Source organism: Rhodococcus sp. T2V (assembly GCF_029269925.1).
Lineage (GTDB): Bacteria > Actinomycetota > Actinomycetes > Mycobacteriales > Mycobacteriaceae > Rhodococcus_F > Rhodococcus_F koreensis.
This window is the reverse complement of the sequence record NZ_JARJBD010000019.1, coordinates 73,653-92,204: the sequence shown is the minus strand read 5'-3', so window position 1 is coordinate 92,204 and position 18,552 is coordinate 73,653. Positions and strand designations below refer to the sequence as shown.

18 protein-coding genes are annotated in these 18,552 nt (G+C 69.8%); 14 read left to right on the top strand and 4 right to left on the bottom strand.

Annotated features, from left to right (window positions below; genetic code table 11):
• Positions 1-3 precede the first annotated feature (3 nt).
• From P3H15_RS18090 to P3H15_RS18075, 4 genes are all read left to right on the top strand, one after another.
• Positions 4-870, top strand: coding sequence for a DegV family protein (locus P3H15_RS18090; RefSeq protein ID WP_276138502.1), 867 nt, complete (start codon positions 4-6; stop codon positions 868-870).
• Between the two features lie 69 nt (positions 871-939).
• Positions 940-1,806 (top strand): ComEA family DNA-binding protein, encoded by an 867-nt coding sequence (locus P3H15_RS18085; RefSeq protein ID WP_276138501.1) that lies wholly within the window; start codon positions 940-942, stop codon positions 1,804-1,806.
• Entirely contained in the window at positions 1,806-3,365 is a 1,560-nt protein-coding gene (locus P3H15_RS18080; RefSeq protein WP_276138500.1) for a ComEC/Rec2 family competence protein, read from the top strand. Before P3H15_RS18085 ends, P3H15_RS18080 begins: the two co-directional genes overlap by 1 nt.
• A 155-nt stretch (positions 3,366-3,520) precedes the next feature.
• Complete coding sequence (locus tag P3H15_RS18075) at positions 3,521-3,775, top strand: hypothetical protein (RefSeq protein ID WP_276138499.1); 255 nt, start codon at positions 3,521-3,523, stop codon at positions 3,773-3,775.
• Positions 3,776-3,781: 6 nt separating this feature from the next.
• Here the strand turns inward: P3H15_RS18075 and P3H15_RS18070 are convergent, their stop codons facing one another.
• Entirely contained in the window at positions 3,782-4,510 is a 729-nt protein-coding gene (locus P3H15_RS18070) for an ANTAR domain-containing protein (protein WP_276138542.1), read from the bottom strand.
• A gap of 133 nt (positions 4,511-4,643) precedes the next feature.
• Here P3H15_RS18070 and P3H15_RS18065 point away from each other — a divergent pair, with 133 nt between their 5' ends.
• Positions 4,644-6,194: a carboxylesterase/lipase family protein gene (locus P3H15_RS18065; protein ID WP_276138498.1), complete on the top strand. Its 1,551-nt coding sequence runs from the start codon at positions 4,644-4,646 to the stop codon at positions 6,192-6,194.
• Positions 6,195-6,242: 48 nt separating this feature from the next.
• The gene (locus P3H15_RS18060; protein WP_276138497.1) at positions 6,243-7,352 is read left to right on the top strand and encodes a glutamate--cysteine ligase; all 1,110 of its coding nucleotides are present in this window, start codon (positions 6,243-6,245) and stop codon (positions 7,350-7,352) included.
• Here P3H15_RS18060 and P3H15_RS18055 read toward each other — a convergent pair.
• Positions 7,345-8,094: a hypothetical protein gene (locus tag P3H15_RS18055; protein ID WP_072946591.1), complete on the bottom strand. Its 750-nt coding sequence runs from the start codon at positions 8,092-8,094 to the stop codon at positions 7,345-7,347. The genes P3H15_RS18060 and P3H15_RS18055 overlap by 8 nt on opposite strands.
• Positions 8,095-8,210: 116 nt before the next feature.
• On the opposite strand from P3H15_RS18055, the gene holA reads away from it, so the two are divergent.
• Positions 8,211-9,188, top strand: coding sequence for a DNA polymerase III subunit delta (holA, locus tag P3H15_RS18050; protein WP_276138496.1), 978 nt, complete (start codon positions 8,211-8,213; stop codon positions 9,186-9,188).
• 79 nt (positions 9,189-9,267) lie between these two features.
• On the opposite strand, the gene rpsT is transcribed toward holA, so the two are convergent.
• On the bottom strand, positions 9,268-9,528 hold the full coding sequence (rpsT, locus tag P3H15_RS18045) for a 30S ribosomal protein S20 (protein ID WP_012688238.1): 261 nt from the start codon (positions 9,526-9,528) through the stop codon (positions 9,268-9,270).
• A 395-nt stretch (positions 9,529-9,923) separates the two neighbouring features.
• Here rpsT and P3H15_RS18040 point away from each other — a divergent pair, with 395 nt between their 5' ends.
• From P3H15_RS18040 to P3H15_RS18020, 5 genes are all read left to right on the top strand, one after another.
• The gene (locus tag P3H15_RS18040; RefSeq protein ID WP_276138541.1) at positions 9,924-11,468 is read left to right on the top strand and encodes a circularly permuted type 2 ATP-grasp protein; all 1,545 of its coding nucleotides are present in this window, start codon (positions 9,924-9,926) and stop codon (positions 11,466-11,468) included.
• Positions 11,468-12,439 carry an alpha-E domain-containing protein gene (locus P3H15_RS18035; RefSeq protein WP_072946595.1) on the top strand — a complete coding sequence of 324 codons (972 nt, stop codon included), beginning with the start codon at positions 11,468-11,470 and terminating at the stop codon, positions 12,437-12,439. The genes P3H15_RS18040 and P3H15_RS18035 overlap by 1 nt, the downstream gene beginning before the upstream one ends.
• Positions 12,440-12,447: 8 nt before the next feature.
• Positions 12,448-13,278 carry a transglutaminase family protein gene (locus P3H15_RS18030; RefSeq protein WP_276138495.1) on the top strand — a complete coding sequence of 277 codons (831 nt, stop codon included), beginning with the start codon at positions 12,448-12,450 and terminating at the stop codon, positions 13,276-13,278.
• Between the two features lie 64 nt (positions 13,279-13,342).
• Complete coding sequence (locus P3H15_RS18025; RefSeq protein ID WP_072946597.1) at positions 13,343-14,116, top strand: aquaporin; 774 nt, start codon at positions 13,343-13,345, stop codon at positions 14,114-14,116.
• A gap of 131 nt (positions 14,117-14,247) precedes the next feature.
• The gene (locus tag P3H15_RS18020; protein WP_276138494.1) at positions 14,248-15,009 is read left to right on the top strand and encodes an SGNH/GDSL hydrolase family protein; all 762 of its coding nucleotides are present in this window, start codon (positions 14,248-14,250) and stop codon (positions 15,007-15,009) included.
• A 5-nt stretch (positions 15,010-15,014) separates the two neighbouring features.
• Here P3H15_RS18020 and P3H15_RS18015 read toward each other — a convergent pair whose 3' ends face one another.
• Positions 15,015-15,578 carry a type II toxin-antitoxin system PemK/MazF family toxin gene (locus tag P3H15_RS18015; protein WP_276138493.1) on the bottom strand — a complete coding sequence of 188 codons (564 nt, stop codon included), beginning with the start codon at positions 15,576-15,578 and terminating at the stop codon, positions 15,015-15,017.
• 65 nt (positions 15,579-15,643) lie between these two features.
• On the opposite strand from P3H15_RS18015, the gene lepA reads away from it, so the two are divergent.
• Together lepA and P3H15_RS18005 are read left to right on the top strand one after the other, a co-directional pair.
• Positions 15,644-17,536, top strand: a complete 1,893-nt coding sequence (gene lepA / locus P3H15_RS18010; protein ID WP_276138492.1) for a translation elongation factor 4 — start codon at positions 15,644-15,646, stop codon at positions 17,534-17,536.
• A 50-nt stretch (positions 17,537-17,586) separates the two neighbouring features.
• Entirely contained in the window at positions 17,587-18,525 is a 939-nt protein-coding gene (locus P3H15_RS18005) for a nitronate monooxygenase family protein (protein WP_276138491.1), read from the top strand.
• Positions 18,526-18,552 lie beyond the last annotated feature (27 nt).

Here is an 18,552-nt window from a genome sequence, read left to right as displayed (position 1 = left end):
CCGATGCCCGTCGTCGTCGTCACCGATTCTTCGGCATCGATCCTGCCCGAACACGTCGAGCAGTACGGGATCCGGGTGGTCCCGCTCCACGTCCTCAGTGGCGGCCGGGACTTCCGGGAGGGAATCGACGAGGTTCCCGAGGACCTCGCCGGCGTCACCACGTCGGGCGCCTCGCCCAGCGAGCTGTCCGAGGCCTACGCCGAAGCGCTGGAACTGAGTGAGGGCGCAGGCGTTCTCGCGGTCCACATCTCGCGGCAGCTGTCCGGCACGTGGGAGGCGGGCCGCCAGGCGGCGCAGGAGTTCGACGGCCGCGTGCGGATCGTCGACTCCCAGTCCGCCGGAATGGGATTGGGGTACCCGGTGCTCGAGGCGGCGCGGGCCGCGCAGGCCGGCGCGAACCTCGAGACGGCATACCGGCGGGCGGTCGACGTCGCGAGCCGTGGGCATTGCCTGATCGTCGTCGACCGGCTCGACCAGTTGCGTCGCGGGGGGCGGATCGGCACCGCCGCTGCACTGCTCGGCACCGCACTGGCGATGAAGCCGGTGCTGCATCTCGTGGACGGCCGGCTGGTGCTGAAGGAGAAGACGCGGACCTCGACCAAGGCCATGGCCAGGATGGTCGACGCCGCGGTGGAGCAGGCAGGCCTGGACAGGACGGCCGTCGCTGTGCATCACATGCACGCCCAGCAACGGGCCGAAGCGGTGGCGCAGCAACTGAAGGACCGGATTCCGCAGGTCAGCGATCTGGTCGTCACCGATTTCAGTTCGGTTCTCGGTGCCCACGTCGGGGCGGGCGCCATCGGCATCGTGCTGTGCCCGGAACCCGCATTGCAGGACGAAAACCACGATTCATCCACAACTTCGCACTGATCCACAGGCCGATTCGAATGCCGGGTCGGCGTCGCGATCCTGAGGGCGCCGCACTCTAGCGTCGCGTCCATGGGCATCAGGGAAGAACGTTCGAGAGGGCGGACCCGGCTCGCGTTCCTGACGTCGGGGGAACGCGAAGTGCTGCCACCCGACACTCCGGCGGCGCCGGAGTGGCTGGCCGAGCCGGGTGAGGGCGGCCTCGACGGCGACGAGACGTGGTCCGCTGCGCGCCGCCGAGTCGGCTTCTCGTTGCCCGACCGGTGGCGGGACGCACGATTCGACCCCGGGCGGTACGGGGCGATCGCGCTGATCGTGGTGGGAATCGTGGTCGCCACGGCAACTGTGCTGGCCGTGCGCAGCGATCGGCCCGCGACGCAGGCGGTTCCGTCGCTGCCCGCCGCGGGAGTGCATTCCCTGAGTCCGGCGCCGGAACCGACGGCTCCCGCCGCCGCAACGGCGCCTGCGGCCGCACCGGAGGAGGAGATCGTCGTCAGCGTGGTGGGCCTCGTGGTGTCGGCAGGCCTCGTCCGGCTGCCACCGGGCGCCCGGGTCGCGGACGCGCTCGCCGCGGCCGGGGGAGTGCGCGCCGGCGGTGACACCCTCGGATTGAATCTGGCGCAACGGCTTTCGGACGGCGATCAGGTGCTCGTGGGCGCCGCGACCGCCCAGGCGCCGCCGAGCGCGGTGGGCGGCACCTCCGCGGAATCGCCGGGAACCGCGGGTACGGCGACCCCCGCGGCCGGTGGACTGGTGAACCTCAACACCGCGACGGAGACGGAACTCGACGCCCTTCCCGGTGTCGGACCCGTCACGGCGGCGTCGATCGTGGCGTGGCGCACGACGAACGGCAGGTTCACCGACATCTCACAACTGGGGGAGGTGGACGGGATCGGGCCGGTGCGGCTGGAGAAGCTGCGGGCCCAGGTCACCCTCTGATGCCCGAGAGCGAGCCGCGGCTGCTCGACCTGCGACTGCTCCCGTTCGCCGGGATCTGCTGGGCGGCAACGCTGATCGGCATCCTCGGCGGCTCCCGTGCGGCGTGGATGCTTCTGGCGGCCCTGTCGGGGTCGGCCGTCCTCCTCGCCGCCGGTTGTGCCCGACGGTCACCGCGGCGATGGACGGCGGGGACGCTCGCGCTACTGCTCTTCGGGTCGTGCTGCGCGGCGGGGGTGGCCTGGCGGGTTCAGGCAGTGGAACGGCACCCGCTGACCGAACTCGCCCGGAACGAGACGTGGGTCACGCTCGTCGTCACCCCGGTCGACGACCCCCGGGAGATCGCCGGCTTCGGACGGCACGTCCTGGTGAACGCGAACGTCGTCGAGATCCGCCGGACCGGCGAGACGATCCACGCGGGCGGCGCGGTGGTCCTCCTCGCCCCGGCGGACGGGTGGCTCGGGCTGCTGCCGGGACAGGACGTGGTGCTGCGCGGGCAGCTGAGCCCGCCGCGGCGCCGGGACCTGAGCCTGGCGACGGTCCGGGTATCCGGACCACCGGCGGAGGTCGGCCCCGCGCCTGCACACCAGCGGTGGGCCGGCGCCCTGCGAACCCGGTTCGCCGCGGCCGCCGCCGTCCTGCCCGCCGACGAGGCGGGACTGCTGCCGGGGCTGGTGGTGGGCGACACCTCGGCACTGCCCCGGGAGGTGAAGGACGACTTCACCGCGACCGGACTGACGCACCTCACGGCGGTGTCGGGGGCGAACGTCAGCATCCTGCTGGGGGCGGTGCTGCTCGTGGTCCGCGGGGTGGGGCTCGGTCCGCGGGCCGGCGCGGCGCTGGCCGCCGCCGCACTGATCGCGTTCGTGGTGGTCGCGCGACCGTCGCCCAGCGTGCTGCGCGCCGCCGCGATGGGTTCGGTCGCCCTGCTGGCGCTCGTCACCGGACGGCGGAAACAGGCGATGCCCGCGCTGGCGGCGGGTGTGATCGCCCTGCTGGTGTGGGCGCCGGAACTGGCGGTGAACTTCGGGTTCGTTCTGTCGGCGACGGCCACCGCCGGGCTGATCGTGATCGCGCCCGTGTGGGTCGACGCGCTGGTGGGCCGCGGGTGGCCGCGGGCGGCGGCGGAGACGCTGGCGGTGTCCGCCGCCGCCTTCGCCGTGACCGCGCCGATCGTGGCCGCGATGGCAGGCACCGTGAGTCTGGTGTCGATCTGCGCGAACATCCTGGTGTCGCCCGTGATCGGCGTGATCACCGTGACCGGCGCGATCACCGCGCTGATTGCGGGCGTCAGTGTGCCCGTCGCGGAAGTGGTGGTGCGCCTGACCCAGTGGCCGCTGTGGTGGCTGGTGACCGTGGCCGAGCGGGGCGCGCGGATCCCCGGGGCCTCCGTTCCGGTGCCCCCGGGGCCCGCCGGTGCGGTACTCGTCCTCGGCGCCGTGCTGGCGATCGGCACGGCGCTGCGCAGTCGCGGAACCCGGCTGGTGCTCACGGGAATCGTGGTCGGGGTGCTCGTGCTGTGGGCGCCGATCTGGCCGCCGTGGCTGGGTCGCCTCGTGTGAATGCGCCCGAATGTGAACGTGAATCCAGTTGTGCTGCAGTGGTTTGTGCCGAATTGCTCTTGTGTGGGTGGGCGCGGAGGGTGGCCGGCGGCACGCTGAAACCACGGGGGTGAGGCGATTTCTGTATCGTTTCGAATTCGATTCCCGATGTGGGTATGAGACCCCGGAACACCGACTACCATCCGGTGGCAGATGTCGAGGGCGAACGGTCTTGGAACACACCCGCGTTGGAGGGCGAGATGTCGGAATCGGAGCGGACGGATCTCGACGTGGACGACGAACTCGACGCCGGACAGGTGTGGAGGGCGCAGCGGGTCGTCGCTGCTCAGTCACTCGACGCCGAAGACTGCCGGATGCTGCTGTCCATGCTCGGCATCGCGGGTAACCCCGATTCACCGGAGTCGGACTGACCCCGGTCAGGTGATCTTCCGGTGATGGTGCGCCACGATCTCCTGCGCCACAGTCGCCAGTTTGATGTTCATGTCCTGCGAGGTCGTACGGAGAATTTCCATCGCCTGGGTCTCGGAAATGTTGTGGAACGCCATCAGCAGACCCACCGCCTTCCCGATCTCACGGTTGCTCGCGAGGCCGGCTCGCAGCGTCTCGGCCTCGAGGTGCTCGTGCACCGCCGCCAGTGCCACCGCAGCGAACGAGGCGAGCATGATGCCCTGCTCGACCGACGTGGTGTTCAGGGCTCCCGGTGTGTCGGAGAACAGATCGAGGGCGCCGACCTTGCGTCCCAGGATGACGAGACGGAATCCGGCCGCCCCGCGCACCGGCGTCTCGGCCAGCACCCGCCGCGAGAGCCGCGGCCATTGCGACGACGTGGACAGGTCCGTTTCGAACTGGGGGGTGTCGCTGACGATGGCGTCGACGCACGGCCCCTCGTTCTCGGCGCGCTCGAGCTCGTCGACACGGGCGGCGATGTCGTCGCTGGCCGCGACCGTCACGTAGCGGGTCCCCTGCCGGAGCATCAGGCTCGCGTGCTGACAGCCCTCGACGAGTAGCGGTGCGGCGTCGCAGATGGCGTGGTGGACCTGCCCGAAATCCTGGCCCGCGTAGAGGAGATCGGCGAGGGTCGCGAACGTCACCGCAGACTTGCCGACAGCCTGCGAGCGTGTCGTATCGGGCGCGGTGTCTCGCATCGGTTCCTCCAGCGTGCGGGCATGGGCCCAGCTCACTGATTCAGTCTGCCAGAGTGGGCGGTCCGCGCCGCTCCGAGCCGGAAGAATTCGCGAACGGACTCCGGGGGCTGACGGCCCGGGCCAAGATGACGTCATGGTTTCGCACACCGAGAATCCGCTCGCGGCCGTCGACCAGGGCACGCTGCGGGGCGTCCACGAGGGCGGCGTTCTGTCGTGGAAGGGCATTCCCTACGCTGCGCCGCCGATCGGTGAGTGGCGGCTCCGCGCGCCGCGCGCGCCCGAACCTTTCGACGGGGTGCGCGACTGTTCCCGGTTCGGTCCGATCGCGCCGCAGAACGAGCACGGGCCGCTGCCCATCGATCCCGGACTGACCATCGACGAGGATTGCCTCACCCTGAACGTCTTCGCGCCGGCGGCGGATGCCGGGCGACCACGGCCGGTGATGGTGTGGATCCACGGCGGGGCGTACTACCTCGGCTCGTCCGGGCAGCGCATGTTCGATCCGGCTCGGCTGGTCGAGCGCGGCGACGTCGTGGTGGTGACGTTCAACTACCGACTCGGTGCGCTGGGGTTCCTGGACTTCTCCGCGTTCTCGACCGAGGAGCACCCGTTCGACACGAACCTCGGCCTGCGCGATCAGATCGCGGCCCTGACCTGGGTCCGCGACAACATCGTGGCGTTCGGCGGCGACCCGGGCGACGTCACCCTGTTCGGGGAGTCCGCCGGTGGCGGCTCGGTCACCACGCTGATGACGTCGCCGCAGGCGGAGGGGCTGTTCCATCGCGCGATCGCCGAGAGTTCGCCGGCGACGTCCGTGTACGGCAGTGCGCGGGCCGAGAGCATCGCCGAGTCGTTCCTCGAACTGCTCGACATCGCGCCCGCCGACGCGGGCCGCCTGCGCGACCTGCCCGTCGACGTACTGACGAAGGCGTGCGTCGAACTCGTCCAGCAGGTGCCCGCGCGCGTTCCCGGCACGCTGGCCGTGGCCCCGACGGTCGACGGGGACGTGGTCCCGCACTACCCGGTCGCGGCGTTCCGCACAGGCCTCGCGCATCGGATTCCGCTGCTGATCGGGACGAACAAGGACGAGGCCTCGATGTTCCGGCTGATGAAATCGCCCCTCATGCCGATCACCCCGGATGCCGTCCACCAGATGTTCGTGGCGATCGCCGCCGACCACCCCGACCTCCCCGCCGACGAGGAACAGGAGGTGGCCGCCGCGTATCCCGACTACCCGAAGAAACGCTCGGCCATGGAGATCTCGCGGGACGCCGCGTTCCGGATGCCGACGTTGTGGGTCGCGGAGGCGCACAGCCGTGTCGCGCCCACCTGGCTGTACCGCTTCGACTACGCCACGCCGTTCCTGCGCGCCGCACGGATCGGCGCCACCCACGGCACCGAGGTGCCCTACGTCTTCGGCAACTTCGGCGTGGTCCCGCACGACCCCACGTTCAAGCTCGGTGGGCACCGGACCGCCGGTCACGTGTCGGAGCGGGTCCAGCGCCGGTGGCTGTCCTTCGCCACCGAGGGCACCCCGGACGGAACGCGTGCGGAGATCGGCTGGCCGCGATACGACGAGGCGGACCGTACGACCCTGCTGATCGGCCGATCCGACGCGGTCGTCGACGATCCGGACCGGGAACTGCGCCGGGCGTGGGGTGAGGAAGTCATCGGGTTCACCTGACCGGCGGCACCCGGTTTCGTCTCCGCGGAAGTCGGGGATACCTGCTGAATGAGTCCTGCAGCAACGGAATCGGATCGCGACCTCAGCGTGGGCGTGGAGGAGGAGTTCTTCCTCGCCGACGAGTCCGGTCACCTCTCCTCCTCCGGACCCGACGTGGTCGCGGAGGCAGGCCACGACATCCACGGGCTCCAGCGTGAGCTGGCCCGGTGCCAGATCGAGACGGCGACGGGCGTGTGCCACACCGGGGAGGAACTGCACGAGGAGTTGCGCAGTCTGCGGCGCCGGCTGGCGAAGGCGGCCGCGGGCCGCGACCTGTTGCTGGTGCCCAGCGGTACCTCCCTGATCGCCGAGGGGCTGCCCCCGGCGATCACCCCGAGCCCGCGGTACGAGGAGATGGCCCGCCACTTCGGGTCGATCGTGGACACCGTGACCACGTGCGGCTGTCACGTACACGTGGGGATCCCGAGCCGCGACGTGGGTGTGCTGGTGAGCAACCAGGTGCGCAGCTGGCTCCCGGTGCTGCTCGCGCTCGCCGCGAACTCGCCGTTCCACAGCGGGCACGACACCGGGTATCACAGCTGGCGGCACATCATGTGGTCGCGGTGGCCGTCGGCGGGACCGCCGCCGCACTTCGATTCCGCGGACGAGTACGAGTCTTCGGTCGGCGCCATGATCGGAACCGGCGCCGCCATGGACCGGGGAATGATCTACTGGCACGTCCGGCTCTCCGACAAACAGCCGACCATCGAGGTCCGGATCGCGGACGTCGCCATGACCGCGGCGCACGCGGCGCTCTACGCGGTGGTGGTGAAGGGCCTCGTCGGGTGGGCGCTGCGCTCGATCAGGGACGGCGTCGCCGTGCCGTGGTTGCGTGTCGAGTTGCTGCGGGCGCAGTTGTGGCGTGCGGCCCGTGACGGACTCGACGGGGAATGCACCAGCCCGGCGACCGATCTTTCCCTGCCGATCCGCCGGCACCTGGAATTGCTGAACGAGTGTGTTGCCCCGAGACTGGGCGCGAGCGACCGGGCCTTCCTCGAATCGGGACTCGACACCGTGCTGCGGGACGGCACCGGCGCCGAGCGGCAGCGTGCCGAGTTCGGGCGCGTCGGCACCCTCGCGGCGGTGGTCGACCTCCTGACCCGCGAAGTGGTCAGCTGAGCGGTGGTGGCGGAGTCAGCTCGGTGAGACCGGCTGCGGTGGTGGAGCCGAGGTAGCCAGGATGCAGCAGCCCGGTGGATCCGGGCCCCGCGAGCAGGGTGCCCGCGCTGGAATCCGGTCCGGTGCGCAGCGGACCGGGATCGTCGATCAGCGCCTCCACGGTCGCGGTGTCGGCGAGGCTGAGGTCGATGCGCTGCCCCTCGGGGTGATACACGGCGAGGACGACCGGTTCGGGATAGTGGGCGGCGGTGCGGCGCATCACCTGGAATGCCGGATCGGTGCCCAGTGCGAGCACGGTGACATTCGCGAACGACGCGAGCCGGTCGGCGACCGCACGGCCCGAGACGTTGCGCCACGTGCGTCCGTACAGGGCGAGCGCGTCGGACAGGTGACGCCTCTCGTCCTCGCCTCGCGGGCTGCCGCCCGCCGGGTCGAGCAGCGACCGCCACTGGTGCTCGTACACGCCGCACGCGGCGTCGAAGTCGTCGTCGGCGCCGTTCGCGGTGCCCACCCCGAGTACCGGCTCGAGGGCGGATCGACCCCCGGCGAACACGGCCTCGGCGTGCCCGGAAACCGAGCAGCGGGCCACCAGCTGCACCGACCACCGCAGAAGCAGCCCGTCGCGGCAGGTGTACCGGAAACTCAGTTCGTACCGTTGCCCTGCCGCGCGGTCGTCGTCGAGGTCGATCGTGTGCGCGAAGCCCTCGCGCGTGACGCCGTCCACCTCGGATTCCGCGGTCATATCACGAGTGTCCACCGCCGACGCCGTCGTTGCGTGGTGATCGCCGGTGTTCGCCGGGCCAGACCCCGTTCCGGGGTGTCGGCGGACGTGTCCGCCCCACGTGGCACGATCTTCGCGTGAGCACTCCAACTCAGCTCGAACAGCTCCATCTGATCCTCGGCGACGAGGAATTCCTCGTCGAACGCGCGGTGGCGCAGGTCGTCAGCCAGGTCCGCGCGAGCGCCAACGTGGCCGCAGGCGCCGAACTCCCCGTCAACCGGCTGCGGGCGGGCGACGCCGGGGCGGCCGAACTCGCCGAACTGCTCAGCCCGTCCCTGTTCGCCGAAGACCGCGTGGTGGTTCTCGAGGCCGCCGCAGAGGCGGGCAAGGACGCGGTGGCGCTGGTCCTCGACGCTGCGGGCGACCCGCCTCCGGGCGTCGTCCTGGTGGTCCTGCACTCGGGCGGTGGGCGTGCGAAAGCGATGACCGGGGCGCTGGAGAAGCTCGGGGCCGTGGTGCACCCGTGCGCGAAACTGAAGTCCGGCGAGCTCATCGGGTTCATCCGCGACGAGTTCCGCACCCTCGGGGTCCGGGTGTCGCCGGACGTGGTGCAGAGCGTGTTCGAGGGAGTCGGCTCGAATCTGCGCGAACTGTCCGCCGCGTGCTCGCAGCTCACGGCGGACACCGGCGGAAAGATCGATGTCGCCGCCGTGCAGCGGTACTACTCCGGCAAGGCCGAGGTGAGTGGATTCGACGTCGCCGACAAGGCCGTCGCCGGCGACACCGCGGGCGCGATCGAGGCGCTGCGCTGGGCGATGCTGCGGGGCGTGCCCCATGTGCTGCTCGCGGACGCACTGGCAGACGCCGTGCACTCGATCGCCCGGGTCGCCCCGGCCGGGCGGGGCGACCCGTTCCGGATGGCGTCGGAACTGGGTATGCCGCCCTGGAAGATCAAGAAGGCGCAGGCCCTCGCGAAGGGATGGACACCGGCGTCGGTCGGGGAGGCGCTGCGCATCGTCGCCGCTCTGAACGCCGACGTCAAGGGCGCGGCGGCCGACGCGGACTACGCCGTCGAGAGTGCCGTGGGACGCGTCTCCCGGCTACGCCAGGTCTGACGACGACAACCCAGACACGACAACAGCCGCTCGGTCCGAGGACCGAGCGGCTGTTGGAGAGCCTACGACGGAAGAACCGTCAGATCTTGTTGACGGCCTGCGCGAGAGCAGACTTCTTGTTGGCAGCCTGGTTGGCGTGAATGACGCCCTTGCTGGCTGCCTTGTCGAGCTTGCGGCTGGTGGCGACGAGGAGCTCGTTGGCCTTGTCCTTGTCACCGGCCGCCGCAGCCTCGCGGAACGAGCGGATCGCCGTGCGCAGCGAGGACTTCACCGACTGGTTACGGAGTCGGGCCGCCTCGTTGGTACGGATCCGCTTCACCTGGGACTTGATGTTGGCCACGCGTAAAATCCTGTCGTCTTAAGCTGGTTACGGTCGAGAAAGCTCTGGGCGCACACATATGCACCGACAGGCGAGATTACCAGTGATCGGTGTCCGATCTCAAACCGGCGCCGGACGCGCCGACAAATCCTGCGGCTGTGCTGCTGAACGGGGGTACATGTAGCAGCATGTCTGGGATGACGCCCCCAGCATCGAAGTCGTCAACAATAACGAAGTCGTCGGCAACCTCGAAAGCCCCCGGCCGAAAATCGGGGGGCAGCACACAGGTGGGTGCGAAGGCTGCGGGCACCCCGCCGCGGACGCGGGTGACAGCCCGGCCGCGCAAGCCCGCGGAACCCGCCCATGTCTTCGACGGGTACACCGACATCGGCCGCTACGGGCTGGCGTTCGACGAGATGTTCGACCGCGACGGCACCGTCCGCCCGCCCTACAAGGGCGTCTTCAAGGCGCTCGAGCCCGCGGACCGGGCCGACCTCGCCGCCCGATCCGACGCGCTGGGCAGGGCGTTCATCGACCAGGGTGTGACGTTCTCGCTGTCCGGTCAGGAACGGCCCTTCCCCCTCGACCTGGTGCCCCGCGTCATCGCGGCGGCGGAGTGGACGCGGCTCGAGAAGGGCATCAAGCAGCGGGTGCAGGCGCTCGAGTTGTTCCTCGACGACGTGTACGGGGAACAGCGCATCCTGCGCGACCATGTGCTGCCGAAACGGTTGGTCACCTCGTGCGAGCACTTCCACCGGGAGGCCTCGGGGATCGTCCCGCCGAACGGGGTGCGGATCCACGTCGCCGGAATCGACCTCGTCCGCGACGAGAACGGGGTGTTCCGCGTGCTCGAGGACAACCTGCGTTCGCCGTCGGGAGTGTCCTACGTCATGGAGAACCGCCGCACGATGGCGCGCGTGTTCCCCGACCTGTTCATGTCGCACCGCGTGCGGTCCGTCGGGGACTACGCCTCGCACCTGCTGCGGGCGCTGCGCGCGTCCGCCGCCCTCAACGAGGCCGACCCGACCGTCGTCGTCCTGACACCGGGTGTCGCGAACTCCGCGTACTTCGAGCATTCGCTGCTCGCGCGCCAGATGGGTGTCGAACTCGTCGAGGGCCGCGACCTCTTCTGCCGCGACAACATGGTCTACATGCGCACGACCGAGGGCGAACGCCAGGTCGACGTCATCTATCGCCGCATCGACGACGACTACCTCGACCCCATGCACTTCCGGCCGGACTCGGTGCTCGGGGTGGCCGGTGTGCTGAACGCGGCCCGCGCGGGCAACGTCGTCATCTCGAGCGCCGTCGGCAACGGCGTCGGCGACGACAAACTCGTCTACACCTACGTGCCGCAGATCATCGACTACTACCTCGGGGAGAAGCCGCTGCTCGCGAACGTCGACACGTTCCGCTGCTGGCTCGACGAGGAATGCGAGGAGGTGCTGGACCGGGTCGACGAACTGGTGATCAAACCGGTGGAGGGTTCCGGCGGCTACGGCATCGTCTTCGGCCCCGACGCGTCACCGAAGGAGCTGAACACGATTACCCGGAAGATCAAGGCGGACCCGCGCGGGTGGATCGCCCAGCCCGTCGTCCAGCTGTCCACGGTGCCGACCAAGATCGGGGACGAACTGGTGCCCCGGCACGTGGACCTGCGGCCCTTCGCGGTCAACGACGGCGACGACGTGTGGGTGCTGCCGGGCGGGCTCACCCGCGTGGCCCTGCCCGAGGGATCCCTCGTCGTGAACTCCAGTCAGGGCGGCGGCAGCAAGGACACGTGGGTGCTCGCGAGCAGGAGCTCCGACGAGGAGCGCGAACTCGCAGGTGAGGAGATCGTGGCCGAACCGGCGCAGTCGGCCGAGGCCGAGCAGGGACCTGAACTCAGCACCACGCAGCTGCAGCAACAGCAACAGCAACAGCAACAGCAACAGCAACAGGGCCCGGGAGGTGTTCGCTGATGCTGGCGAGAAACGCGGAATCGTTGTACTGGATCGGCCGGTACGTCGAGCGGGCCGACGACATGGCCCGCATTCTCGACGTCGCCGTGCACCAACTGCTCGACGACGCGTCGGTGGACCCGGACCGCACGTCCCGGTTGCTGCTGCGGGTGCTCGGCATCGAGGCACCCGACACCGAACTCGACGTCCGGTCGGTGACCGAACTTGTGGCGTTCAGCCGCAACCAGGTGGGCTCGATCATCGACTCCCTCGCGAGCGCCCGCGAGAACGCGCGCGGCGCCCGCGAGGTCACGTCCAGCGAGATGTGGGAGTGCCTCAACACCACGTACAACGGCCTCGCCGAGCGGGAGCGGGCGTCCAAGCGTCTCGGCCCGCACGAGTTCTTCCGGTACGTGGAGGAACGCGCGGCGATGTTCGCGGGCCTGGCCGATTCGACGATGAGCCGCGACGACGGGTACCGCTTCCTGCTGCTCGGCCGCTCGATCGAACGCGTCGACATGCTCGCGCGGATGCTGCTGTCCCGTGCCGGCGACCGCCCGTCCTCGCCCGCGTGGGTCACGGTGCTGCGCTCCGCGGGGGCCCACGACACCTACCTGCGCACGTACCGCGGCGCGCTGGACGCCAATAGGGTGGTCGAGTTCATCCTGCTGGACCGGTTGTTCCCGCGGTCGGTGTTCCACGCCATCCGGCAGGCGGAGCTGTGCCTCGCCGAACTCGACCACCAGCCGGACAGCCGCGTGGGGCCCCGGGCCGAGGCGCAGCGCCTCCTCGGCAGGGCGCGGAGCGAACTCGAGTTCCTGCCGCCCGGCGTGCTCCTCGAGGATCTTCAGGATCGGCTCGCGGGATTGCAGGAAACCTGCCGCGAGCTGGGAGAAGCCATCGCGCTGCAGTATTTTCACGCCGCGCCGTGGGTGGCGTGGACCGATGCACGGGCCGTCGGCGGCGAATCCGTCGTGGAGGGAGAGCTGTGAGCTGGCGAATGAGAGTCGTGCACACCACCGGGTATGCCTACGACGCACCGGTGACGTCCTCGTACAACGAGGCGCGGCTCACCCCGCGCGGCGACAGCAGGCAGACGGTGATCCTGAACCGGGTGGAGACGACGCCGGCGACGCGGTCGTACCGCTACACCGACTACTGGGGCACCGCCGTCACCGCGTTCGATCTCCATGCGCCGCACAAGGAACTCGAGGTCACCGGACTGTCCGTCGTCGAGACCGAACCGTTCTGGGAGCCGGAGGAGAAGGCGGATTGGGACGAACTGGCGAGCCCGCCGCTCACCGACCGGTTCAACGAGCAGCTGAGCAACACCACATTCGTGCCGCGCAGCCGCAAGCTCGACACCATCGCGCGGGACCTGCGCAAGGGGCGCACTCCCGACGAAGCCGTTGTCGCGGCGGCGGACTGGGTGCACCGGGAGATGGATTACGTCCCGGGGACGACGGGCGTCCACACGTCCGCGGTCGACGCCTGGGCCGAACGGCAGGGCGTGTGCCAGGACTACGCGCACCTGACTCTTGTTCTGTTGCGCAGCATGGGAATTCCGAGTCGCTACGTGTCCGGCTATCTGCACCCGAAACCCGATGCGGCGGTGGACGAGACGGTGGCGGGGGAGAGTCACGCATGGGTGGAGGCATGGACCGGGGCGTGGTGGGGATACGACCCGACCAACGCCACAGCGGTGAACGAACAGCACGTGTCGGTGGGCATCGGACGGGACTACGCGGACGTTCCGCCGCTCAAGGGCATCTTCTCCGGTGGCCGGGCAACAGATCTCGAAGTCGTCGTGGAGATCACACGCCTGGCGTAAAGTGCCACCCAGATCTATCTGTGGAAAGCAGGACTAACGATCCATTTCGACGAAGGTGGGTTCAATGTCTCCAACCGCACAGGAATACGTCGAAGTAGAACCGATCTCGGATCTCAAGAAGTACGTAGCCGAGGCGGTCGGTACGTTCCTACTGGTCTTCGCGGCGGTGGGTACGGCGGTTTTCGCCGGGGCCAAGGTCGGGAACCTCGGTGTGGCACTGGCATTCGGACTGACCCTGCTCTTCCTCGTCTACGCCATCGGGCCCATCTCGGGCTGCCACGTCAACCCTGCCGTCACCGTGGGGCACCTCGCGCTCGGCCGGTTGTCCGTCGCGAAGGCGGGGCTGTACGTCGTCGCCCAGGTCATCGGTGGTCTCGTCGCCGGTGTGGTGGTCTACACGATCGCGCAGAGCCTGCCGTCGTACAACAGGGCGGACGACGGTCTCGGCGCCAACGGCTGGGGCGCGCACAGCCCGTCCGCCATCAAGGGACCGCTCGGCGGGGTCATCGAGAACGGTTACGGCATCGGTGCCGCGATGATCGTCGAAATCCTCCTCACCGCGCTGCTCGTGTTCGTGGTCCTCGCGTCCACCGACCAGATCTCCGACGTCCCCCTCGCGGGCGTGTCGATCGGATTCACACTCGCCGTGATCCACCTCGTGTCGATCCCGATCGACAACACGTCCGTCAACCCGGCTCGCAGCCTCGCCGTGGCGCCCTATCAGAACGGCGCGCTCGCGCAGGTGTGGTTGTTCATCGTGTTCCCGTTGATCGGCGGCGCGGTGGGCGCGCTGGTCTACCGTTCGCTGTTCGGCCGGTACGACCGATTGCAGAGCTGAGCTCCGGCCGACCCGGGCCGGGTGCCCGGGGCCTGCGGGCCGGAATTCTCACGTGCGCGGTCGTCGCGCTCACCGGAACGGTCCCCGCGACCGCGACCGCCGAGGACGCGCTACCGCCGGGACCGACATATGTGGCCCTCGGCGATTCCCGCGCGTCCGGACCGCTCATCGAATTCTCGGAGCACCGCGACCTGTGCCTGCGATCACCGGACCTGAATTACCCGGCGAAGCTGGCGCGGCTGATCGGCGCCGCCACTCTCACCGACGTCACGTGCTCCGCCGCCACACCCGCCCACGTGATCAGCACCCCGCAATTCGTGGGGACGGGTTTCGCCCCGCCGCAGATCGATGCGCTGCGGGCGGACACCGACGTCGTGACGCTCAGCATCGGGGGCGGCGGTTCCAACCACCTGCCCGTGTCGGTGCGCTGCGGCGCCCTCGTTCCCGGCGCCGACGCCGACTGCCGCGACGACCCGCGGGCGGAGCGGCTCACGGTCGAGGGGATCGCGAAGATGGCGCCGCAGGTCGATGCCGTGGTGGCCGCGATCGTGGCGAAGGCCCCGCACGCCGAGGTCTACCTGATCGGGCACGGCGGTTCCGTCGGCCGACGCGGCTGCTGGCCGAACCTGCCCGTGTCCGACGCGGACGCGGTCTGGCTCGAGCGGTACTTCGAACGGTTCAACCAGATCTACGTCGACGCCGCCGCCCGGTACGGAGTGCACTACATCGACATCGCGAAGGCCGCCGTGGACGGCGGGCACGACGCGTGCGCGCCGACGGGGCAGCGGTGGTTCGAGGGCCTCGCGCCGCAATCACCCGCCGAACCGGCACATCCCAACGCGCTCGCGATGACCGCGATCGCCGAGATGGTCGCCGAAGACCTGGGTCGGTGACCGCGTCACTGCCAGCTGAAGTCCTTACGCAGACGCTGCGCGACGATCTCGAACTTGGCCCGGTCCATGACGGCGCCCTCGCGGCGGATCCCCGCCTCCGGCACGTCCAGCACCCGGTCCAGCCGGATCCAGCTCGGACGGCCCTCCGCGTCCCACGACCCCGAGCCGACCGCGATCCAGTCCCGGTCGCCGTCGTGCTTGCTCTGCGAGGACAGCATCAACCCCAGCAGGGTGTCGCCGTCCCGCCCGACGACGAGCACGGGCCGGTCCTTGCCCTGACTCGCGTCCTCCTCGTACGCCACCCACGTCCAGACGATCTCGCCCGGATCCGCGCGGCCGTCCAGGTCGGGGGAGTACTCCACCTTCCGTGCCCGGTGGGCGGTCGGGGCGGAGTCGGCGGTGACCGGACGGCCCGGCGCCGGCTTCGGCGCGGCGGCCGTCGACCCGGTCAGGACACCGGCCGCGCGGTCCAGCGCGCCGGACTTCTGCAGCTGCGCCAGAAGCTGCGGTCCCTTGTCCCGTGCAAGTCGGCCCAACGTCTTCCCGATGCTGCTCCACGTGCTCGCCATGGCCGCCGAGCTTAGTGCGTGTATGCCGCAGCAGCCGCAACGCGGTGGCTTGGATATCCTGACAGGTGACAGTGGCCCGGAACCGGGCCGGTGCCGGTCCAGGTAAGGGGTCCCCCATCAGCAGCTTCGCCGACAAGACGTTCACGGATCCTGCCCGGATCCGGAATTTCTGCATCATCGCGCACATCGATCACGGCAAGTCGACGCTGGCCGACCGCATGCTCCAGCTCACCGGTGTGGTCGAGGAGCGGCAGATGCGTGCCCAGTACCTCGACCGCATGGACATCGAGCGTGAGCGCGGCATCACGATCAAGGCGCAGAACGTCCGGCTCCCGTGGAAGGTGGGCGACGAGGAGTTCGTCATCCACCTCATCGACACCCCCGGGCACGTCGACTTCACGTACGAGGTCTCCCGCGCGCTCGAGGCGTGCGAGGGCGCGATCCTGCTGGTGGATGCCGCGCAGGGCATCGAGGCGCAGACCCTCGCCAACCTGTACCTGGCGATGGAGAAGGACCTCACCATCATCCCGGTGCTCAACAAGATCGACCTGCCCGCCGCCGATCCCGACCGGTACGCCGAGGAGATCGCACACATCACCGGGTGTGAACCGGGCGACGTGCTGCGTGTGTCCGGCAAGACCGGCATCGGCGTGAAGGAACTGCTCGACGAGGTGGTGCGGCAGATCCCCGCTCCCGTCGGCGACCCCGACGGTCCGGCGCGCGCCATGATCTTCGACTCGGTGTACGACGCGTACCGCGGCGTCGTCACGTACGTCCGCGTCGTCGACGGCCGGATCTCGCCGCGCGAGAAGATCACCATGATGTCGACGGGCGCCACGCACGATCTCATCGAGGTCGGCATCATCTCGCCCGAACCGAAGGCCAGCATCGGTCTCGGTGTCGGCGAGGTGGGTTACCTCATCACCGGTGTGAAGGACGTCCGGCAGTCGCGTGTCGGCGACACGGTCACCGCCGCCCGCGGCGGTGCGACGGAACCCCTCGTCGGGTACCGCGACCCCAAGCCGATGGTCTACTCCGGCCTGTACCCGCTCGACGGTTCGGACTACCCGGTGCTGCGCGACGCCCTCGACAAGTTGCGTCTCAACGACGCCGCCCTGGCGTACGAGCCGGAGACGTCGGTGGCGCTCGGGTTCGGGTTCCGCTGCGGCTTCCTCGGACTGCTGCACATGGAGATCACCCGCGACCGCCTCGAGCGCGAGTTCGGGCTCGAACTGATCTCGACGTCGCCGAACGTGGTGTACCGGGTGGTGATGGAGGACGGCGCCGAGCACGTCGTCACCAACCCGTCGTACTGGCCGGAGGGCAAGATCCGCGAGGTCTACGAGCCGATGGTGAAGTGCACGGTCATCGCCCCGAGCGAGTTCATCGGCGCGATCATGGAACTCTGCCAGAACCGGCGCGGGGAACTCGGCGGCATGGACTACCTGTCCGAGACCCGTGTCGAGCTGCGCTACGAGATGCCCATGGGCGAGATCATGTTCGACTTCTTCGACGCCCTGAAGTCGCGGACCAAGGGGTACGCCAGCCTCGACTACGAGGAGTCCGGCGAGCAGCAGGCCGACCTGGTGAAGGTGGACATCCTGCTGCAGGGTGAGGCCGTCGACGCGTTCTCGTCCATCGTGCACCGCTCCGCGGCAGGCGCGTACGGCGGGCGGATGACGTCGAAGCTGCGGGAACTGATTCCGCGCCAGCAGTTCGAGGTGCCGATCCAGGCGGCGATCGGCTCGAAGATCATCTCGCGTGAGAACATCCGCGCCATCCGCAAGGACGTGCTGGCCAAGTGCTACGGCGGCGACATCAGCCGGAAGCGCAAGCTGCTCGAGAAGCAGAAGGAAGGCAAGAAGCGGATGAAGACCATTGGCCGGGTCGAGGTTCCGCAGGAGGCCTTCGTGGCGGCGTTGTCGTCCGAGTCCGTCGGGGACAAGCCGAAGAAGTAGACGCCCGATCCTATTGTCCGTCGACGTCTGATCGAAAGTAGGTGCGGCACGTGGCCCTCGACACCTGGCTGACCCGGACACTGGGAATCGAGGTGCCGATCTTCGGCGCCCCGATGGGCGGACGGGCCGGCGGGACCCTCGTCGGCGAGGTGTCGAAGGCGGGCGGGCTCGGCCTGCTCGGCGCGGCCCGCTACGCCACCCCGGAGTGGGTGGCGAAGGAGACGGCGGTCGCGCGGGGCATCGGCGGCGACGCGTTCGGCGTCGGGTTGATGACCTGGGCGCTCGACGACGACGACGCTCTCCTCGGTGCCGCTCTGGCGGAGAATCCGCGGGTCGTGTCGCTGTCGTTCGGGGACCCCGCCCCGTACGTGGAGCGGATCCACGCCACCGGGGCGCTGGTGGTGTCCCAGGTGAACACGATCGACGACCTGCGGGTCGTGGAGGCGGCGGGCGTCGACTTCGTGATCGCCCAGGGCGGTGAGGCGGGCGGCCACACCGGCAGGATCGGGACGCTGCCGCTGCTGCAGGAGGTCCTGGAGGCCACGTCGCTGCCGGTGCTCGCCGCAGGCGGTATCGCGACCGGGCGGGGTCTCGCGGCGGTGCTCGCCGCGGGCGCGGAGGGCGCGATGATCGGGACCGCGCTGCTGGCCAGCCCGGAGACCATCGGGCCGGAGTACGCCCGCGGCAAACTGATCGCGGCGGGCAGCGCCGACACCGTGTACACGTCGGTGTTCGACCAGGCCCGCAGCCAGCCGTGGCCGGCCCGGTGGGGTGGGCGGGCGCTGAGCAACGACTTCACGTCACGCTGGCACGGCGCGGCGGCGCCCGACGCCGAACTCGCCGCCGCCTACGATCCCGCGAACCCGGACCTCGGTGTCGTGTACGCCGGGGAAGCGGCGGGTCTCGTCTCGGCGGAGCGGCCGGCTGGGGCCGTGGTGCGGCAGATCGCGGCCGACGCGGAGCGGTTGCTGCACCGTTACGTGGAGTAACCCGTAGCGCCCGATGGGAATCCGGGG